This window comes from Chromobacterium haemolyticum, from assembly GCF_009936155.1.
Lineage (GTDB): Bacteria > Pseudomonadota > Gammaproteobacteria > Burkholderiales > Chromobacteriaceae > Chromobacterium > Chromobacterium haemolyticum.
The window spans coordinates 5119917-5134366 of sequence record NZ_AP019312.1 but is presented as its reverse complement, the minus strand read 5'-3'; the positions used below and the strand labels follow the sequence as shown (position 1 = coordinate 5134366).

Below are 14450 nucleotides of genomic sequence, written 5' to 3'. Positions count from 1 at the left end.
GCATCAAGCCGGTTGCAGGCCAGCCATCACCGCGCCCTCCCAGCCTATCAGTTCCACTTTACGCTCCGCCCCCCAGCGGTATTCGCCCAAAGCGCCCTCGGCGCGGATCACCCGGTGGCAGGGAATCAACCAGGCCACCGGATTGGCGCCCACCGCGCTGCCCACCGCCCGCGCCGCCCGCGGTCGTCCCACCGCGGCGGCGATCTGGCCGTAGCTGGCGAAACCTCCGTAGGGAATCGACAACAGCGCGCGCCAGACCTGGATCTGGAAATTGCTGCCCTGCACCCGCAGCGCCAACGGAGCCTGGCCTTCCGCGCGAAGCGGCTCGAACATGGCGGCGGCCACCGCCGCGCCGCCGCCCGGAACATGCCGCAACGCGGCTTTGGGCCAGCGCCGGCTCAGCCAGGCCATGGCCTCCATCTCGTCCACCACGAATTGCGCCGCGCACACGCCGCGCGCGGTGCGCGCCACCAGCACCAAGCCGAAACGGCTGGCCTCCACGCTCCATTCGATCGCCAGCCCGGCGCCGCCGTTGCGGTATTCGCCCGGCGTCATCGCTTCCAGCGTCACGAACAAATCGTGCAGGCGTCCGCCGCCGGACAAGCCCAGCTCATGCGACAACGGCAACAAGGCCTGTTCGCCCAGCCTCGCCTTGGCCGCCTCGCAGGTCAGATGCTGCAAAAAACGCTTGGGGCTGACCCCGGCCCAACGGGTGAACAAGCGCTGCAAGCGCGATTCCGACAGATGCAGCGCGTCGGCCAGCTCGGCCAGTTCCGGCTGGCGCTCGGCATTCGCCACCAGATAGCGGATGGCGTCGCGGATACGACCGTAGTCGCGGTCTTCTTCGAGAATTTCGCCGTTCATGGTCTGCTCTCCATTCGATCACAGCGCCAGCATAAGCAGATCGGGCCGCAGCAGCGACCCGATTCTTGTCGACTTGCGCGCTATGCCCCTCATATCGCATGCAGCAGGGAATATTGAATTTCCGACAGCGCCTGCGGCACGCGGATGAAGGAAAGCGGCATGCCCAACAGCCTGGCCATATGGGAGGTGGAGAATAGGCCGCACAACTCGTGATGGCGGCTGCTCGGATTAAGCTCCACCACCAGCGCGTGCTGACGCCCCATTTGCTTCATCGTCGCCACCATGTGGCCCACGCTGGCGTGCTCGATATCAAGCAGGTTCAAGGCTTCTAGTTGCTTGCGCGGCGTCATCACGTCGCCAACGCCGATATCGACGTAATGTTTGCCATGCTCCTTCATGCACTGGATAGGCCGCTCGCCCAGCAAATCGGTGGCCGTGATCAGGCCAGTGAATTGCCCGTCACCATCGTGGACGAACAGCAGCCGTATGCCGTGGCTGATCATCCGGTCGTGGGCTTCGCGCAAGCTGGCGCTCTGATGAATACCCACCGGGTTGATCAATCGCAAATCGGTCATGACCTCCAGGGCCGAGCTGTTCAGGGTGATGGGCGGGTGCGGTCGCTGATCCAGACGCACCAGGTCGGTGGTGGACGGCAGGCTCATCGTGGGCAACACGCTGTAATTGGCTAACATGGTAGCTCCTTGTCTTGTTAGACAGCGGAGTCGATGCGGCGGCGCGTTGCGCCAGTCATGTTCGATCTGTCCGCTCGGAAGTTTTCCGATGGCGGGGACCGGCCTGGGGCATGACTGGGTTTTGCACGTCCGTCCCGGGCCGGCGGCCTCGGGAGAGCAGCGTCGCCGACGCGGCTCTTGCTTGAAGAGTAGAAGAAGGCACAGCGCAGATCAGCCGGCGAATCATTAATTTTTTCGCAAACGACGGCGCGGGGCTCGCGCCCTCGCGGATCAGGCCTCCAGCTTGCGGCGAAACAGAGCGCTCATGCGCTGGCTGGCCCCGCTATGGGCGCCGCTGAAGGCCAACGCCGACTCGCGCATCGACTGGCGGCGATCTTCATCGCCCAACAGCTCTATCACAGCGCCGATCAACTCCGCGGCGTTGGCCACCTGGCGCGCGGCGTCGGCGGCCAACGCCAGCGCCGCCGCCTGTTTGAAATTGAAAATGGACGGGCCAAACAATACCGGCACGCCCACGCTGGCCGGCTCGATCAGATTATGACAGCCCAACGGCAGCAAACTGCCGCCGACAAAGGCCAGATCCCCGCAAGCGAAGTAAGCGAACGCTTCGCCCATGCTGTCGCCCAGCCATACTTGGGTGGCGGAGTCCACCACCGCGCCGTCGCTGCGGCGCTGCACTCTCAGGCCGCGGCTCTCGGCCAGCGCGGCCACATCGTCGAACCGCTCCGGATGACGCGGCACCAGCACCAGTAGCGCGTCGCCCAACTCTTGGGCCGCCGCCCGCCACGCATCAAGAATCAAGGCCTCTTCACCGTCGCGGGTGCTGGCGCAGACCATAACCCGGCGGCGGCCTATCCTGGATTTGAACTCGCCGGCCAGCGTCAGCTGCGCCGGCGGCGGCTGAATATCGTACTTGGTGTTGCCGCAGACTTCGACTTCGCTTGCGCCCAATTTCCGCAAACGTTCGCCATCTTCCGGCGTTTGCGCGGCAACAGCGCTCAACGCCGCCACCGCGGGTGAAATCAGCCCACTGATTTTGAGATAACCGTTCAGGGATTTTTCAGACAAGCGCGCATTGGCCAGAAACAAGGGCACCTTCTGCTCGGCGGCGGCATGAATCAGATTGGGCCACAGCTCGGTCTCCATCAACACGCCCAAGCGCGGCCGGTAGGCGGCGAGAAAAGCCTGTGCGGCTTGGGGATAATCGTAGGGCAGATAGCGCACTTCGGCATCGGGATACAGCTGCAAGGCGGTGGCGCGTCCGGTGGGGGTCATCTGCGTCATCAGCAAGGGCGCGTCCGGCCAGACTTCTCGCAACGCCGCCACCAAGGGCTGCGCGGCGCGGGTTTCGCCCACCGATACCGCGTGAATCCAGATCGCTCCCTGTGCGCGCGGCTGCAATTGACTGCCGAAACGCTCGTCCCAATGCTCCAGATAGGCCGGCGCCTTGCGCGCCCGCTTTTTCAGGTAGTGCCGCACCAGCGGGGTGGCCAGCAGCCAGGCCCAGGAATACAGTCTGCGTTGCCAATTCATGTCCAGTCCTTGCGCGTGAACAAGGCTTGCAGCGCCTCGTCCACAGACGGGCACAGCCCGATTCCGCCCAAATTGGTGGCCCACGGCGTTTCCACCACGCCCGTGGCGGCCGGGTCCGTATCAGTGTAAATCGCCGCCAAGGGCACGTTCAACGCATTGGCCAGGTGAGTCAGCCCTGTGTCCACGCCCACCACCGCGTTGGCGTGGCCCAGCAGGCCGGCGGCCTCGATCAGATTCATCTTAGGCGCCACCACCGCGGCCGGCATCTGCGCGGCCAGCCTTTCGGCGCGCTGGCGCTCGCGATCATTACCCCAAGGCAGCACCATCACCAGATCATGCTGCATGGACAAGCGTTTGCCCAGTTCCACCCAATGGCCTTCCGGCCACTCTTTGGACGTTTTGCTGGTGGCGTGCAGCAATACCGCGTAACGGCCGGACAGCACCCAGCTGGGCCGCTCGCCGGCCGGCACGCCAAAACGGGGGGCGCCCTGCGGCTGATAACCAAACACCCGCGCGAACAACAGACGGTTGCGTTCTATCGCCGACAAGCTCCAGTCCACCTTGTGACGCTTATCGTAAAAACAGCTGGCCAACGATTCCCTCGCGCTGCCCCATCCGTAGCCGGTCAGCGGCGCCTTGGCCCAGCTGGCCGGCAAGGCGCTTTTCAACAAGCCCTGGCTGTCCACCACCAATTCCCAAGGCGTGTCGCGCAGTTGCCGCCGCAAGGCCCGGATCTCTCGCCAGGTGGACGGCAGCCACCAGCGCTTGCTCCAGCGCCGCCAATTCAAGGCAATCACCCTGTCCACCGCCGGATGCAAACGGGCAATGTCGGCGAAAGCCTCTTCGGCCAGCCAACTGATGCGGAAATTGGGGTAATGCGCTTTCAGCTCGGAAATGGCGGGCCAAGTGTGGATAAGGTCGCCCATCGACGAGGTGCGCACAATCAGCACATTCATCATGGCGCGCATTGTACCCGAGCATGCCTGTGGTTAACCAAGTAAAATCCCTGCAGTTCAATTGTGGATAAACCGCTGTGGACAACTAGGTTCGGATTTATCCACAATTTGCGATGCCGCAGCGCACCCAAACTATCCAAAGCCCATCAACAGGACAAGTAACTGAACCCTTTGAAGTTTTTGTCGCTTATCCACAGCAATGGCCAACTATATCAGTTTCATCAATATAAAATTGCGTTAAAGAGTTATCGATGGCGTAAGAAGGTTCGCAGGCAAATTTACGCCATGCACAAGCAAGTGGGAACAAATGGGATCGGGCCTGTGGACAAGTGGTGACTTCAAGGAACAATCAGATTTATCCACAAGTCTTCAGTCTGCAAAAAGATGGATGAACAACAAGATTCCAGCTAATCCAACACCATGAAAACAATGTGAAAAACATAGTTATCCACAACAAAGAGACGACTTCTACCAGTTTCTTCAAATTACATATGGGAAAACATATAACAAGATGCGTGCGCGAATAAGCGTGGTGCTAATCACCAAGAATGCGGAAACTTCGTTGGAAAAATGTTTGGACAGCGTGGGCTTCGCCGATGAAATCGTGCTTGTGGATTCAGGCAGCACGGACAGGACATTGGCGATAGCTTCCGCCTATAAGGCAAAAGTTATCCACCAAGACTGGCTGGGATTCGGTCCTCAGAAGCAATTGGCGGTAGAAGCCGCCAGCCACGACTGGGTGTTGTGTCTGGATGCCGACGAGTGGCTTTCCCCTGATTTGATCAATGAAATCAAAGCCATGCTGGACAATCCACAGGCCAAGGCCTTTCAGTTTCCGCGTTGCAACCGTTTCATGGGCCGTTTTCTGAAACACGGCGAAGGTTATCCGGACTGGTCTTTACGCTTGTTCCATCGCGGACATGCGCGCTGGTCGGATGATCTGGTGCATGAGTACGTGATCTCCAACGGCCCTGTGCATAAGCTGCGGCACGAACTGATGCACGAGTCCGGCGAAGACATCGCGCTATATCTGAACAAGCAGAACCGCTACACCAGTTTGCAGGCTGAACGGCTTTTTCAACGGGGAAAACGTGTGGGTATCGCGAAACTTATCCTCAGCCCCTTGCTGCGCTTCATCAAGTTCTACTTTTTCCGCCGTGGTTTTCTCGATGGCGTGCCCGGTTTGGTCCACATCAGCATCGGCTGCTTCAACAGCTACATCAAATACGCCAAATTGATCGAACTACGACGGTTGAAAAGCAAATAGCCGGCTTGCCGGCAGTCTCGCCTTGTGCTGACAATGTCATTTCCTTGAGCAACTGGACGAAGATAGATGGCGGAGATCAGAACAATGCGGGCAGAGGATGCGCTCGCGGTGGCGCGGCTATGCCTGGATCTGGGCTACGAGGCGACGGAGACAGAGATCAGCGAGCGCTTTGTACGGCTGGCAGCGCTGCCGGACAACCAGATTTGGGTGGCCGAACGCGACGGTGCCGTGTTCGGCTGGGCTCACTGTCGCAGCGTGCATTCATTACAAGCGCCGCCAGCGATCGAGATCGTCGGCATCGTGGTGAGTCCGGCTTGTCAGAGGCAAGGGCTGGGACAGAGTTTGCTTAGCGCTTGTGAAGCCTGGGCGCTACAGCGCGGCTATCAGGTCATCCGCTTGCGTTCCAACATCAAGCGAGTTGAAGCCCACGCCTTCTATCGCCATCTCGGCTATCAGCAACAGAAAACCAGCCACAGCTTCGCCCTGGATCTGAGGGATGGACAATGATTGACTGCCCATGATGCTTATCCACCGGAGACGCTTTACATGATGGTTTTTCCCGCGCCGTTGCAGACGGGGGATCGCATCGCCGTCACCGCCTTTTCCTCCGGCGTGCCCCCTGTCTTGCACGGACAGTTGGATCGAGCTTTGCAGTGCCTGCGAGATCAGGGCTGGCAGGTGGAGGAGGGCGCTTGCCTGCGCGGCGAGTCCCAAGACGCCAGCGCGCCGGCTGTTGAACGGCTGGCTGAGCTGAAACGCTTTCTTTTTGATCCGGACATTCGCGCCATCCTGCCGCCCTGGGGCGGCGAACGGGCGATGGAACTGCTGCCCGGCATCGATTTTGCCGCCTTGGCGCGGCTGCCGCCCAAATGGGTGGCCGGGTTTTCCGATATTTCCACCTTGCTGACGCCGCTGACCCTGCTGGCCGGGTGGGCGACGTTACATGGGCCGAATCTGTTCGATCTAGGCAATCCGCAGCGGGCGGAGGAGAATTCGGCGCTCTTGCATGCCTTGCACTACGGTTTGCCGCCGCAGCAAGGCCATTACAAGGCGTTTTGGCGTTGGGACGCTCCCGGAGAGCGTTATCCGTCCACGCTGCGCGTGTTGGGCGCGCAAAAGGCCCGCATCGCCGGCAGACTGATCGGCGGCTGTCTGGATACGCTGAGCCGGCTGCAGGGCAGCCCTTACTTTGATTTGCGCGCGTTTAAACGGGAACCCGCGCTGCTTTACCTGGAAAACTGCGAGTTGAGGCCTTGCGAGTTGATGCGCGCCTTGCTGGGCCTGAGGCTGTCCGGCGCGCTGGATGGCTTGAGCGGGCTGGTGTTGGGCCGCAGCAGCGGACCGGACGCCGCCGACGCCAAGGCCTTGAGCTATAGCGGGGCTCTGGAGGCCGCTTTGGATGGACTGCCATACCCGGTGATCGTGGATGTCGATATCGGCCACGTGCCGCCGCAATGGACGTTGATGAACGGCGCCTGGGCCGAACTGGAAGTAGACGCGGGCCAGGCCACGCTGCGTTTTGAGAAAGGATGCGCATGAGTTGGCAATATCGCTTGGCCGCCGCAGGGGATGTGGACGCGCTGCGGCAACTGATCATGGAGCATGGGCCCAATCCGTGGAACTGGCTGCCGGCGGACGGCGTGGAGGAGAGTTTGCGCCAGGTAGCGGCCGGGGAAGCCTGGGCGGCGCTGTTCGAGCGCGACGGCCTGCTGGGCGCGGCCATTTTGTATCGGATGCAGGACCGTTTTCCGCAATATCGTCCGGACGGGATCGCGGCGGAAGCCGCCGGCTACATCATGGAGGCGGTGGTGCGGCGAGATCAGGCCGGACAGGGTCTGGGCAGCCTGTTGCTGCAACAGGCTTGCGACGATTTGGCCGAGAGAGGCGCGCGCTGGGTGGCGGCGGACAGGCATGAGGAAAACGCCGCGTCCGGCGGCATGATGCGCAAGGCGGGTTTCGCCGAGCTAGCCAGTTTCGACGATTGGGAACGCCGCGCCGACGGCAGCCGTCGCAGCACGGTGTGTGGACGAGCGCTTACGACCCGCTAAGAAGCTGTTCAAAGTCTGCTGCGCTTTGTGAAGCGTTGCACGGTGAGTACAAGCTCAAAATGCTCATGTGCCGCTCGACCATTCCGCTTTTTCGCTGGTTTTCGCCTTGTCTCGTCCTTGCTCGCGAGACTTTGAGGCTCTTAGCGGCTCTAAATGCCGTCGTCGGCCGGCAGCGCCGTCGGCGGCGCTGGCAGACGGGTCACCAGGATTTTGTCGACCCGGGTCTTGTCCATATCCACCACTTCGAAGCCGAAGCCGTTCCAGTCTAAACGGTCGGTGACGCTGGGCACCCGGCCCAACTGGAACATCATCATGCCGCCCAGGGTGTGGATATTGCCGCCGGCTTCGCCCGGCAGCGCTTCGTCGATGTCGAAAAACTCCTTGAAGCGGTCCAGCGACAGCATGCCGTCTATCAGCCAGCTACCGTCCTCGCGTTGGGCGATGTCGTCGTTTTCCGCGCTGATCGCCGGCATGTCGCCGACGATGGCTTCAAGCACGTCGTTCATTGTCACCAGGCCTTCCAGCTCGCCGTATTCGTCCACCACCAGCGCCATGTGATGACGGGTTTGCTTGAACTGCTCCAGCAGCTGCATCAAGGTGATCTTGGCCGGCACGTACAGCGGCTGGGACAGTTCGGCGGCAACATCGGGCTGCTGCCCGGTCAACATGCGGTCCAGCACGCGTTTGGCGTGCAGCACGCCGACGATTTGCTCTACGCCGCCGCGACACACCGGGAAATGGTTGAAGTGGTGGTTTTGCAGCAGGCGGTGGTTCAGTTCGGGCGCATCGTCCAGATCCAGCGCCACGATGTCTTTGCGCGGCGTCATGACCGCCGCCACCTTGCGGTTGTCCAGGCGGAAAATATTGGTCACCAGCTCCTGTTCGGCGCGGTCGAACACCCCTTCGTCCGCGCCTTGTTCCATCAGCACTCGGATTTCCTCCTCGGTGATGGACGGGTCGCTGCTCTTCTTGGCGCCCAGCAGGCGCAGCAGACCGTCTGTGCAGCGGCTCAGGGCCTGGACCAGCGGCGCGCTGAGCCGCGACAGTAGCAGCATGGGCCTTGCCAGGGTGGTGGCCACCGCCTCGGGGTTTAGCAAAGCCAGCCGCTTGGGCACCAGTTCGCCGAAGATCAGCGACAGCAGGGTGATGATGAAAACCATCAGCGCCACCGACAGCGGCTTGCTGTAGGGTTCCAGCAGGGGATAGTCCTGCATCGTCCGGCGCAGCTGTTCGGACAGCGCCGCCTCGCCGTAGACCCCGGACAGAATGCTGATCGAAGTGATGCCTATCTGCACCGTGGACAGGAAGCGGCTGGGGTCGTTGGCCAGTTTCAGCGCGGCTTGCGCGCCGCGTTGGCCATCATCCGCGCGTTGCAGCAGGCGGACCTTGCGGGAGGAGACGATGGCGATTTCCGCCATGGCGAACAGGCCATTGAGCAGAATCAGGCACAGCAGGACGAGAATTTCCACGGCGCTAACACGGGATAGAGGCGGGAGCCCTAGCTTAGGCCATGCCGGCGCGGCGGAAAAGAGTCAAACGGGCAGGAATGGGGATGTGTCTGCCCGTGTCCTGGGTCAGAACAAGTTGTTCTGCGGTGTCGGGACGCCCCATTCGATGGCGCCTCGGCCGCGGGACAGCAACCAGGCGTTGACTTGCGAAAAATGGCGGCAACCGTGGAAGCCGCGGCTGGCGGACAGCGGCGATGGATGAGCGGCGTCCAGCACCAGGTGGCGGCTGGCGTCGATGCGCTCGGCCTTTGTTTTAGCCCAATTGCCCCACAGCAGGAACACGCAGCCGGCGCTTTGCGCGTTGACGGCGTCTATCAGCGCGTCGCTGACCATTTGCCAGCCCAGTTTGGCGTGGCTGCCGGCCTTGTCCCGCTCTACGGTGAACACGCTGTTGAGTAGCAGCACGCCTTGCTGCGCCCAGTGGGTCAGGTCGCCGCTATTGGGCACGCCGCAGCCTAGATCCGCCGCCAGTTCCTTGTACAGATTGCGCAAGCTGGGCGGCACCCGCACGCCTGGCGGCACGGAAAACGACAAGCCCATCGCCTCGCCGTCGCCATGGTAGGGATCTTGCCCCAGTATCACCACGCGGACATCGGCCGGCGCGGTGAAGGTCAGCGCGTTGAAGGTCAACGGCGCAGGCGGGAAGAGGACTTTGCCCTGCGCTTGCTGAGCTTGTAGTTCCCTGTCGATGCCGGCCAGTTGCTGTTGAATGTCCGGTGTTGACAGCACTTGTTCCCAAGCCGGATGAACGCGGGCCAGGGCGGGAGACAGGTAAGACAATGCTTGCATAGAAAATTACGGCTCTTGCTATCGTGAGGGGAATTGGAATCCGGCAAACCGGTTTCGTTCCATGAAAAAGCCGTTCCCTCGGGAACGGCTGGCGATGTGGGCTGATGGCGGGTGTGTCAGTAGCGCGCCATTTGCGGGTCCACTTCCGCTGCCCAGGCCTCCACGCCGCCGGCCAGGCTCAGCACTTGTTCGAAACCGGCGTCCAGCAGGAAGCGCGCCACGTGCGCGCTGCGCACGCCATGGTGGCAGATCACCACAATGGGCGCGTCCGGCAGTTCGCTCATGCGCAGCGGGATCAGGTTCATCGGAATGTGCAGCGAGCCGGGAATCATGCACAGCTGCACTTCCCACGCTTCGCGCACATCCAGCAGCACCGGGGGCTCCGCGGCGGTGTCGGCCAGCGCAGCCGCCAGATCGCGGGCGCGGATTTCCTGGACCATCAAAACGCGAAGCGTTCCGGTTCCACCGCTTCCGCCTTGGCCAGGCGGGCGATACAGGTTTCGAACAGGCCGGTTTCGCTGAAGCTGGCTTCGGTTTCGCGCTTGATCAGCTTGCAGGTCATCACGGGCAGATCACCCGCGACCATGATCAGGCGGCCGCCCACGGCCAGCTGGTCTTTCAGTTCCTGCGGCACCACCGGCAGCGAACCGCCAACGACGATCACGTCGAACGGCGCTTGTTGCGGCAGGCCCAGCACGCCGTCGCCTTCCACCAGAGTCACATTGGAGATGCCGGCTTGCTTCAGGTTGGCCGCTGCGGTTTCACGTTGGGCGGAGTCGATTTCCACGCTGTATACGTGTTGGCCCAGCTTGGCCAGCAAGGCGGTCAGATAGCCGCTGCCGGTGCCGATTTCCAGTATCTTGTCCTTGGCTTGGATGGCGGCGTCTTGAACCAGGCGCGCTTCCATTTTCGGCTGCAGCATGAAGCTGCCGTTGGGCAGCGGCAACTCGGTATCGACAAAGGCCAGGCTGCGTTTGTCCGCGGCGACGAACTGTTCGCGTTTCACGTGAAACAGCAGGTCCAGCACGTTAGTGTCAAGTACGTCCCACGGACGAATCTGCTGCTCGACCATGTTGAAACGGGCATTCTCAAAATCCATCAGCTCACTCCGGAGGGGCTTGTCGCCGCAAGAAAAACGCGGCGGCGTGTCATGCGATAACTTGCGATTATCCCACATTTGCCGTACCTTCACAGCATCGCTAGGGGTCCTGCGCGACGGTCGGCAAGATGATCCATATCCTTGAAAGGATAGGATAATCGTTAAAGATTGTTGCGCGGGTGAGAAACACCCTTGGAACCTGACCCGGATAATACCGGCGTAGGGAAGCGTAAGCTGCTTTCGGCCCGGCCTTGTCGGACTGGCTCGCAGCCCGCCCAAGTGGCGGCCCGCTCCTTGCGCCATTCATCGACCAGGAGAACCGCCCGATGAACGCGCCCGCAACACAGAAGCCTTCCATGGTGGTGGATACCGCCGCCATTCAGCCCTTGCCCAATTCCCGCAAGATCCACGTCGCCGGCAGCCGGCCGGACATTCGCGTGCCGATGCGCGAGATCAGCCAGAGCGACACGCCCACCCAGTTTGGCGGCGAGGCCAATCCGCCCATCACCGTCTACGACACCAGCGGCCCGTATACCGACCCGGACGCGCGCATCGATATCCAGAGCGGGCTGGCGCCGCTGCGCGCCGGCTGGATCGCCGAGCGCGGCGATTGCGAGCAGCTTGCCGGCTTGTCCAGCGAATACGGCCGCGTCCGAGAGGCCGACCCCAAACTCGCCGAACTGCGCTTCAACCTGACGCGTAAGCCGCGCCGGGCGTTGCCGGGCCGTAATGTCAGTCAGATGCATTACGCGCGCCGCGGTATTATCACGCCGGAAATGGAATTCGTCGCCATTCGCGAAAATATGCGGCGTCGGGAATATCTGGACTCGTTGCGCGAAGCCGGCGGCAAGAATAGCCGGTTGGCGGAACTGATGACGCGTCAGCATCCGGGCCAGGCTTACGGCGCGGCGCTGCCGGAGGAGATCACGCCGGAATTCGTGCGCGCGGAGATCGCCGCCGGCCGCGCCATTCTGCCGGCCAACATCAATCACCCCGAATCCGAGCCCATGATCATAGGGCGCAATTTCCTGGTCAAAATCAACGGCAATATCGGCAATAGCGCGGTAACGTCTTCGATCAGTGAAGAAGTGGATAAGATGACCTGGGGCATCCGCTGGGGCGCGGATACCATCATGGACCTGTCCACCGGCAAGAACATCCATGAAACCCGCGAATGGATCATCCGCAATTCCCCAGTGCCCATCGGCACGGTGCCCATCTATCAGGCGCTGGAGAAAGTGGGCGGCAAGGCTGAAGACCTGAACTGGGAAATCTTCAGAGACACCCTGATAGAACAGGCGGAACAGGGCGTCGATTACTTCACCATCCACGCCGGCGTATTGCTGCGCTATGTGCCGATGACCGCCGGCCGCATGACCGGCATCGTGTCGCGCGGCGGCTCCATCATGGCCAAATGGTGTTTGGCCCACCATCGCGAAAATTTCCTCTACACGCATTTTGAGGACATCTGCGAGATCATGAAGGCTTACGACGTGGCTTTCAGTCTGGGCGACGGCCTGCGGCCGGGCAGCGTCTGGGACGCCAACGACGAGGCGCAGTTGTCGGAGTTGAAGACCCTGGGCGAACTGACCGAGATCGCCTGGCGACACGATGTGCAGGTGATGATAGAAGGCCCCGGCCATGTGCCGATGCAGTTGATCAAGGAAAACATGGACAAGGAGCTGGAGTGGTGCCGCGAGGCGCCGTTCTACACCCTGGGGCCGCTGACCACCGACATCGCGCCCGGCTACGACCACATCACCTCGGCGATAGGCGCGGCGCAGATAGGCTGGTACGGCACCGCCATGCTGTGTTACGTCACCCAGAAAGAGCACCTGGGCCTGCCGGACAAGAACGACGTCAAGGAAGGCATCATCACCTACAAGCTGGCCGCGCACGCGGCGGACTTGGCCAAGGGGCATCCCGGCGCGCAGATTCGCGACAACGCCTTGTCCAAGGCGCGTTTCGAGTTCCGTTGGGAAGACCAGTTCAATCTGGGCTTGGATCCGGACAAGGCGCGGGCCTTCCACGATGAAACCCTGCCCAAGGACAGCGCCAAGGTCGCGCATTTCTGCAGCATGTGCGGGCCGCACTTCTGCAGCATGAAGATCACTCAGGACGTGCGCGAGTACGCGGCCAAGCAGGGCATCAGCGATCAGGACGCGTTGACGCGGGGAATGCAGACCAAGTCGGTGGAATTTCTGAAGGGCGGTTCCAAACTCTACGACAAGGTGTGAGTTTGAGCTTATGAGCAAACGGCGGCCGCGGCCGCCGTTTTTCATGGCGCAAGGGTCGGCGGCGGCGTCGTCGATTCGGGTCTATCATCAGACATCCCTTCACAGGAGAAGCGTCATGGACACCAGCGAGCACTCTTTGTCCGGCCTGTTCCGCCAGTTGGGCCTGGCCGACGATCCCACCGCCATTCGCGCCTTCATCGCCAGCCATCCCTTGCCGCGCAACGCCGTGCTGGCCGACGCGCCGTTCTGGACGCCGGCGCAGGCGGATTTCCTGCGCCAGGCCCTGGCCGAGGACGCGGACTGGAGCGAGGAGGTGGATGAGCTGGCGGTGTTGTTGCAGGTGGCTTAGAGCCTGTTCACGATCAGCTGCGCGTCGTGAGACGTGGCACGGTGAGTACTGCTTCAAAATGCTCATGTACCACTCGCACATTCCGCTTTCTCAGAAACCGCGCATCAAGTCAGCAAGAATCGGAATGCCAAACGGGTTGATCGGCCTGAAACTGAAGTTGTAACCGCACTGAAGATTGGCGCGGACTTCATTCACTTTTCAGGAGGAAACCCCATGAGCGCATTGATTAATAAAACCGCTATTGTCACCGGCGCCAGTTCCGGCATCGGCATGGCGGCGGCCAAGCTGTTCGCGCGAGAAGGCGCGCGCGTGGTGTTGGTGGCGCGGCGCGCGGCCAAGCTGGATAGGCTGGTGTCGGAAATCGTCGCCGACGGCGGTCAGGCGGCGGCCTTGGCCGGGGATCTCACCTCGGAGGATTGCGCGCGTGCGGCGGTGGAGCTGGCGCTGGATAGATTCGGCGGCTTGGACATCGCTTTCAACAACGCCGGCAGCCTGGGCGCCTTGGGCAGCCTGGATCAGATTTCCCTGGACGACTGGCGCGCGACGCTGGACGGCAATCTCAGCAGCGCTTTTTTGTGCGCCAAGCACCAGTTGCCGGCCTTGCTGCAAGGCGGCGGCTCGATGATTTTCACCTCGTCCTTCGTCGGCCACGCCATCGGCTTTCCCGGGATGGCCGCATACGCGGCCAGCAAAGCGGGGCTGGTGGGCCTGGCGCGCACGCTGGCGGCGGAATACGGCGCCAGAGGATTGCGCGTCAACGCTTTGCTGCCGGGCGGCACCGACACCGAGATGGGCCGCGCCGCGGCGGCGACGGCGGAACAGCGCGAGATGGTGGCCGGCCTGCACGCGCTCAAGCGCATGGCGGCGCCGGAGGAGATTGCGCGCGCGGCCTTGTTTCTGGCGTCGGACGCGTCCAGCTTCGTCACCGGCGCGGCGTTGATGGTTGATGGCGGGGTGTCGATCAGCAAGCTGTGATTCGCGTCGCTTCAAGCCTCGCTTAACGACGCGCAGTCAATGTTTAACCGCTTTTTGGCGCTTTTTGCGATGTTTTTGGAGAGGTTTATTGCCAAGGACATTGAGTCCGCTATACGCATGATCATTTAGAGCC

The 14450-nt window shown here is 61.9% G+C and carries 15 protein-coding genes and 1 riboswitch; of the genes, 7 read left to right on the top strand and 8 right to left on the bottom strand.

The features are described 5' to 3' along the window. Positions 1-3: 3 nt before the first annotated feature. The 4 genes from GYH29_RS25070 to waaC all read right to left on the bottom strand — a co-directional run bounded on the left by GYH29_RS25070 (position 4) and on the right by waaC (position 4057). Positions 4-864: a methylated-DNA--[protein]-cysteine S-methyltransferase gene (locus GYH29_RS25070; RefSeq protein ID WP_161524495.1), complete on the bottom strand. Its 861-nt coding sequence runs from the start codon at positions 862-864 to the stop codon at positions 4-6. An 89-nt stretch (positions 865-953) separates the two neighbouring features. Continuing rightward, the gene (locus GYH29_RS23805) at positions 954-1556 is read right to left on the bottom strand and encodes a CBS domain-containing protein (RefSeq protein WP_019103771.1); all 603 of its coding nucleotides are present in this window, start codon (positions 1554-1556) and stop codon (positions 954-956) included. Positions 1557-1826: 270 nt separating this feature from the next. Next, the gene (waaA, locus tag GYH29_RS23800; protein WP_043593474.1) at positions 1827-3089 is read right to left on the bottom strand and encodes a lipid IV(A) 3-deoxy-D-manno-octulosonic acid transferase; all 1263 of its coding nucleotides are present in this window, start codon (positions 3087-3089) and stop codon (positions 1827-1829) included. Then, the gene (gene waaC, locus GYH29_RS23795; protein ID WP_232060459.1) at positions 3086-4057 is read right to left on the bottom strand and encodes a lipopolysaccharide heptosyltransferase I; all 972 of its coding nucleotides are present in this window, start codon (positions 4055-4057) and stop codon (positions 3086-3088) included. The genes waaA and waaC overlap by 4 nt, the downstream gene beginning before the upstream one ends. Positions 4058-4556: 499 nt before the next feature. Between waaC and GYH29_RS23790 the strand changes: the two genes are divergently transcribed. The 4 genes from GYH29_RS23790 (at position 4557) to GYH29_RS23775 (ending at position 7360) form a co-directional block, all read left to right on the top strand. Beyond that, positions 4557-5312, top strand: coding sequence for a glycosyltransferase family 2 protein (locus tag GYH29_RS23790; protein WP_081556401.1), 756 nt, complete (start codon positions 4557-4559; stop codon positions 5310-5312). A gap of 84 nt (positions 5313-5396) precedes the next feature. Continuing rightward, positions 5397-5819, top strand: a complete 423-nt coding sequence (locus GYH29_RS23785; RefSeq protein ID WP_052052225.1) for a GNAT family N-acetyltransferase — start codon at positions 5397-5399, stop codon at positions 5817-5819. Positions 5820-5858: 39 nt separating this feature from the next. Continuing rightward, positions 5859-6851 carry a S66 family peptidase gene (locus tag GYH29_RS23780; RefSeq protein ID WP_161524494.1) on the top strand — a complete coding sequence of 331 codons (993 nt, stop codon included), beginning with the start codon at positions 5859-5861 and terminating at the stop codon, positions 6849-6851. Continuing rightward, positions 6848-7360, top strand: coding sequence for a GNAT family N-acetyltransferase (locus tag GYH29_RS23775; RefSeq protein ID WP_081575104.1), 513 nt, complete (start codon positions 6848-6850; stop codon positions 7358-7360). The genes GYH29_RS23780 and GYH29_RS23775 overlap by 4 nt, the downstream gene beginning before the upstream one ends. A 149-nt stretch (positions 7361-7509) precedes the next feature. Here the strand turns inward: GYH29_RS23775 and GYH29_RS23770 are convergent, their stop codons facing one another. The 4 genes from GYH29_RS23770 to GYH29_RS23755 all read right to left on the bottom strand — a co-directional run bounded on the left by GYH29_RS23770 (position 7510) and on the right by GYH29_RS23755 (position 10756). Then, positions 7510-8829: a hemolysin family protein gene (locus GYH29_RS23770; RefSeq protein WP_161524493.1), complete on the bottom strand. Its 1320-nt coding sequence runs from the start codon at positions 8827-8829 to the stop codon at positions 7510-7512. A gap of 105 nt (positions 8830-8934) precedes the next feature. Then, the gene (locus tag GYH29_RS23765; protein ID WP_019103397.1) at positions 8935-9657 is read right to left on the bottom strand and encodes a uracil-DNA glycosylase; all 723 of its coding nucleotides are present in this window, start codon (positions 9655-9657) and stop codon (positions 8935-8937) included. Positions 9658-9773: 116 nt separating this feature from the next. Beyond that, positions 9774-10097 carry a rhodanese-like domain-containing protein gene (locus tag GYH29_RS23760; protein WP_019103398.1) on the bottom strand — a complete coding sequence of 108 codons (324 nt, stop codon included), beginning with the start codon at positions 10095-10097 and terminating at the stop codon, positions 9774-9776. Continuing rightward, positions 10097-10756, bottom strand: a complete 660-nt coding sequence (locus GYH29_RS23755) for a protein-L-isoaspartate O-methyltransferase family protein (protein WP_118268507.1) — start codon at positions 10754-10756, stop codon at positions 10097-10099. Before GYH29_RS23755 ends, GYH29_RS23760 begins: the two co-directional genes overlap by 1 nt. Before the next feature lie 92 nt (positions 10757-10848). Then, a riboswitch (TPP riboswitch) is annotated at positions 10849-10999 on the top strand. A 113-nt stretch (positions 11000-11112) separates the two neighbouring features. On the opposite strand from GYH29_RS23755, the gene thiC reads away from it, so the two are divergent. The 3 genes from thiC to GYH29_RS23740 all read left to right on the top strand — a co-directional run bounded on the left by thiC (position 11113) and on the right by GYH29_RS23740 (position 14317). Then, positions 11113-12993 carry a phosphomethylpyrimidine synthase ThiC gene (gene thiC / locus GYH29_RS23750; RefSeq protein WP_408610199.1) on the top strand — a complete coding sequence of 627 codons (1881 nt, stop codon included), beginning with the start codon at positions 11113-11115 and terminating at the stop codon, positions 12991-12993. A 115-nt stretch (positions 12994-13108) separates the two neighbouring features. After that, positions 13109-13342: a DUF2789 domain-containing protein gene (locus tag GYH29_RS23745; protein ID WP_043593490.1), complete on the top strand. Its 234-nt coding sequence runs from the start codon at positions 13109-13111 to the stop codon at positions 13340-13342. Positions 13343-13555: 213 nt separating this feature from the next. After that, positions 13556-14317, top strand: coding sequence for an SDR family oxidoreductase (locus GYH29_RS23740; protein WP_161524491.1), 762 nt, complete (start codon positions 13556-13558; stop codon positions 14315-14317). Positions 14318-14450: the final 133 nt, after the last annotated feature.

What these genes read in the sequence shown, in the direction of transcription:
- GYH29_RS23785 (WP_052052225.1), top strand. Translation starts at nt 5,397, where the DNA reads ATGCGGGCAGAGGATGCGCTCGCGGTGGCGCGGCTATGCCTGGATCTG.
- GYH29_RS23740 (WP_161524491.1), top strand. Translation starts at nt 13,556, where the DNA reads ATGAGCGCATTGATTAATAAAACCGCTATTGTCACCGGCGCCAGTTCC.
- waaC (WP_232060459.1), bottom strand. Translation starts at nt 4,057, where the DNA reads ATGCGCGCCATGATGAATGTGCTGATTGTGCGCACCTCGTCGATGGGC.
- GYH29_RS25070 (WP_161524495.1), bottom strand. Translation starts at nt 864, where the DNA reads ATGAACGGCGAAATTCTCGAAGAAGACCGCGACTACGGTCGTATCCGC.
- GYH29_RS23755 (WP_118268507.1), bottom strand. Translation starts at nt 10,756, where the DNA reads ATGGATTTTGAGAATGCCCGTTTCAACATGGTCGAGCAGCAGATTCGT.
- thiC (WP_408610199.1), top strand. Translation starts at nt 11,113, where the DNA reads ATGGTGGTGGATACCGCCGCCATTCAGCCCTTGCCCAATTCCCGCAAG.
- waaA (WP_043593474.1), bottom strand. Translation starts at nt 3,089, where the DNA reads ATGAATTGGCAACGCAGACTGTATTCCTGGGCCTGGCTGCTGGCCACC.
- GYH29_RS23805 (WP_019103771.1), bottom strand. Translation starts at nt 1,556, where the DNA reads ATGTTAGCCAATTACAGCGTGTTGCCCACGATGAGCCTGCCGTCCACC.
- GYH29_RS23790 (WP_081556401.1), top strand. Translation starts at nt 4,557, where the DNA reads ATGCGTGCGCGAATAAGCGTGGTGCTAATCACCAAGAATGCGGAAACT.
- GYH29_RS23765 (WP_019103397.1), bottom strand. Translation starts at nt 9,657, where the DNA reads ATGCAAGCATTGTCTTACCTGTCTCCCGCCCTGGCCCGCGTTCATCCG.
- GYH29_RS23780 (WP_161524494.1), top strand. Translation starts at nt 5,859, where the DNA reads ATGATGGTTTTTCCCGCGCCGTTGCAGACGGGGGATCGCATCGCCGTC.
- GYH29_RS23745 (WP_043593490.1), top strand. Translation starts at nt 13,109, where the DNA reads ATGGACACCAGCGAGCACTCTTTGTCCGGCCTGTTCCGCCAGTTGGGC.
- GYH29_RS23775 (WP_081575104.1), top strand. Translation starts at nt 6,848, where the DNA reads ATGAGTTGGCAATATCGCTTGGCCGCCGCAGGGGATGTGGACGCGCTG.
- GYH29_RS23760 (WP_019103398.1), bottom strand. Translation starts at nt 10,097, where the DNA reads ATGGTCCAGGAAATCCGCGCCCGCGATCTGGCGGCTGCGCTGGCCGAC.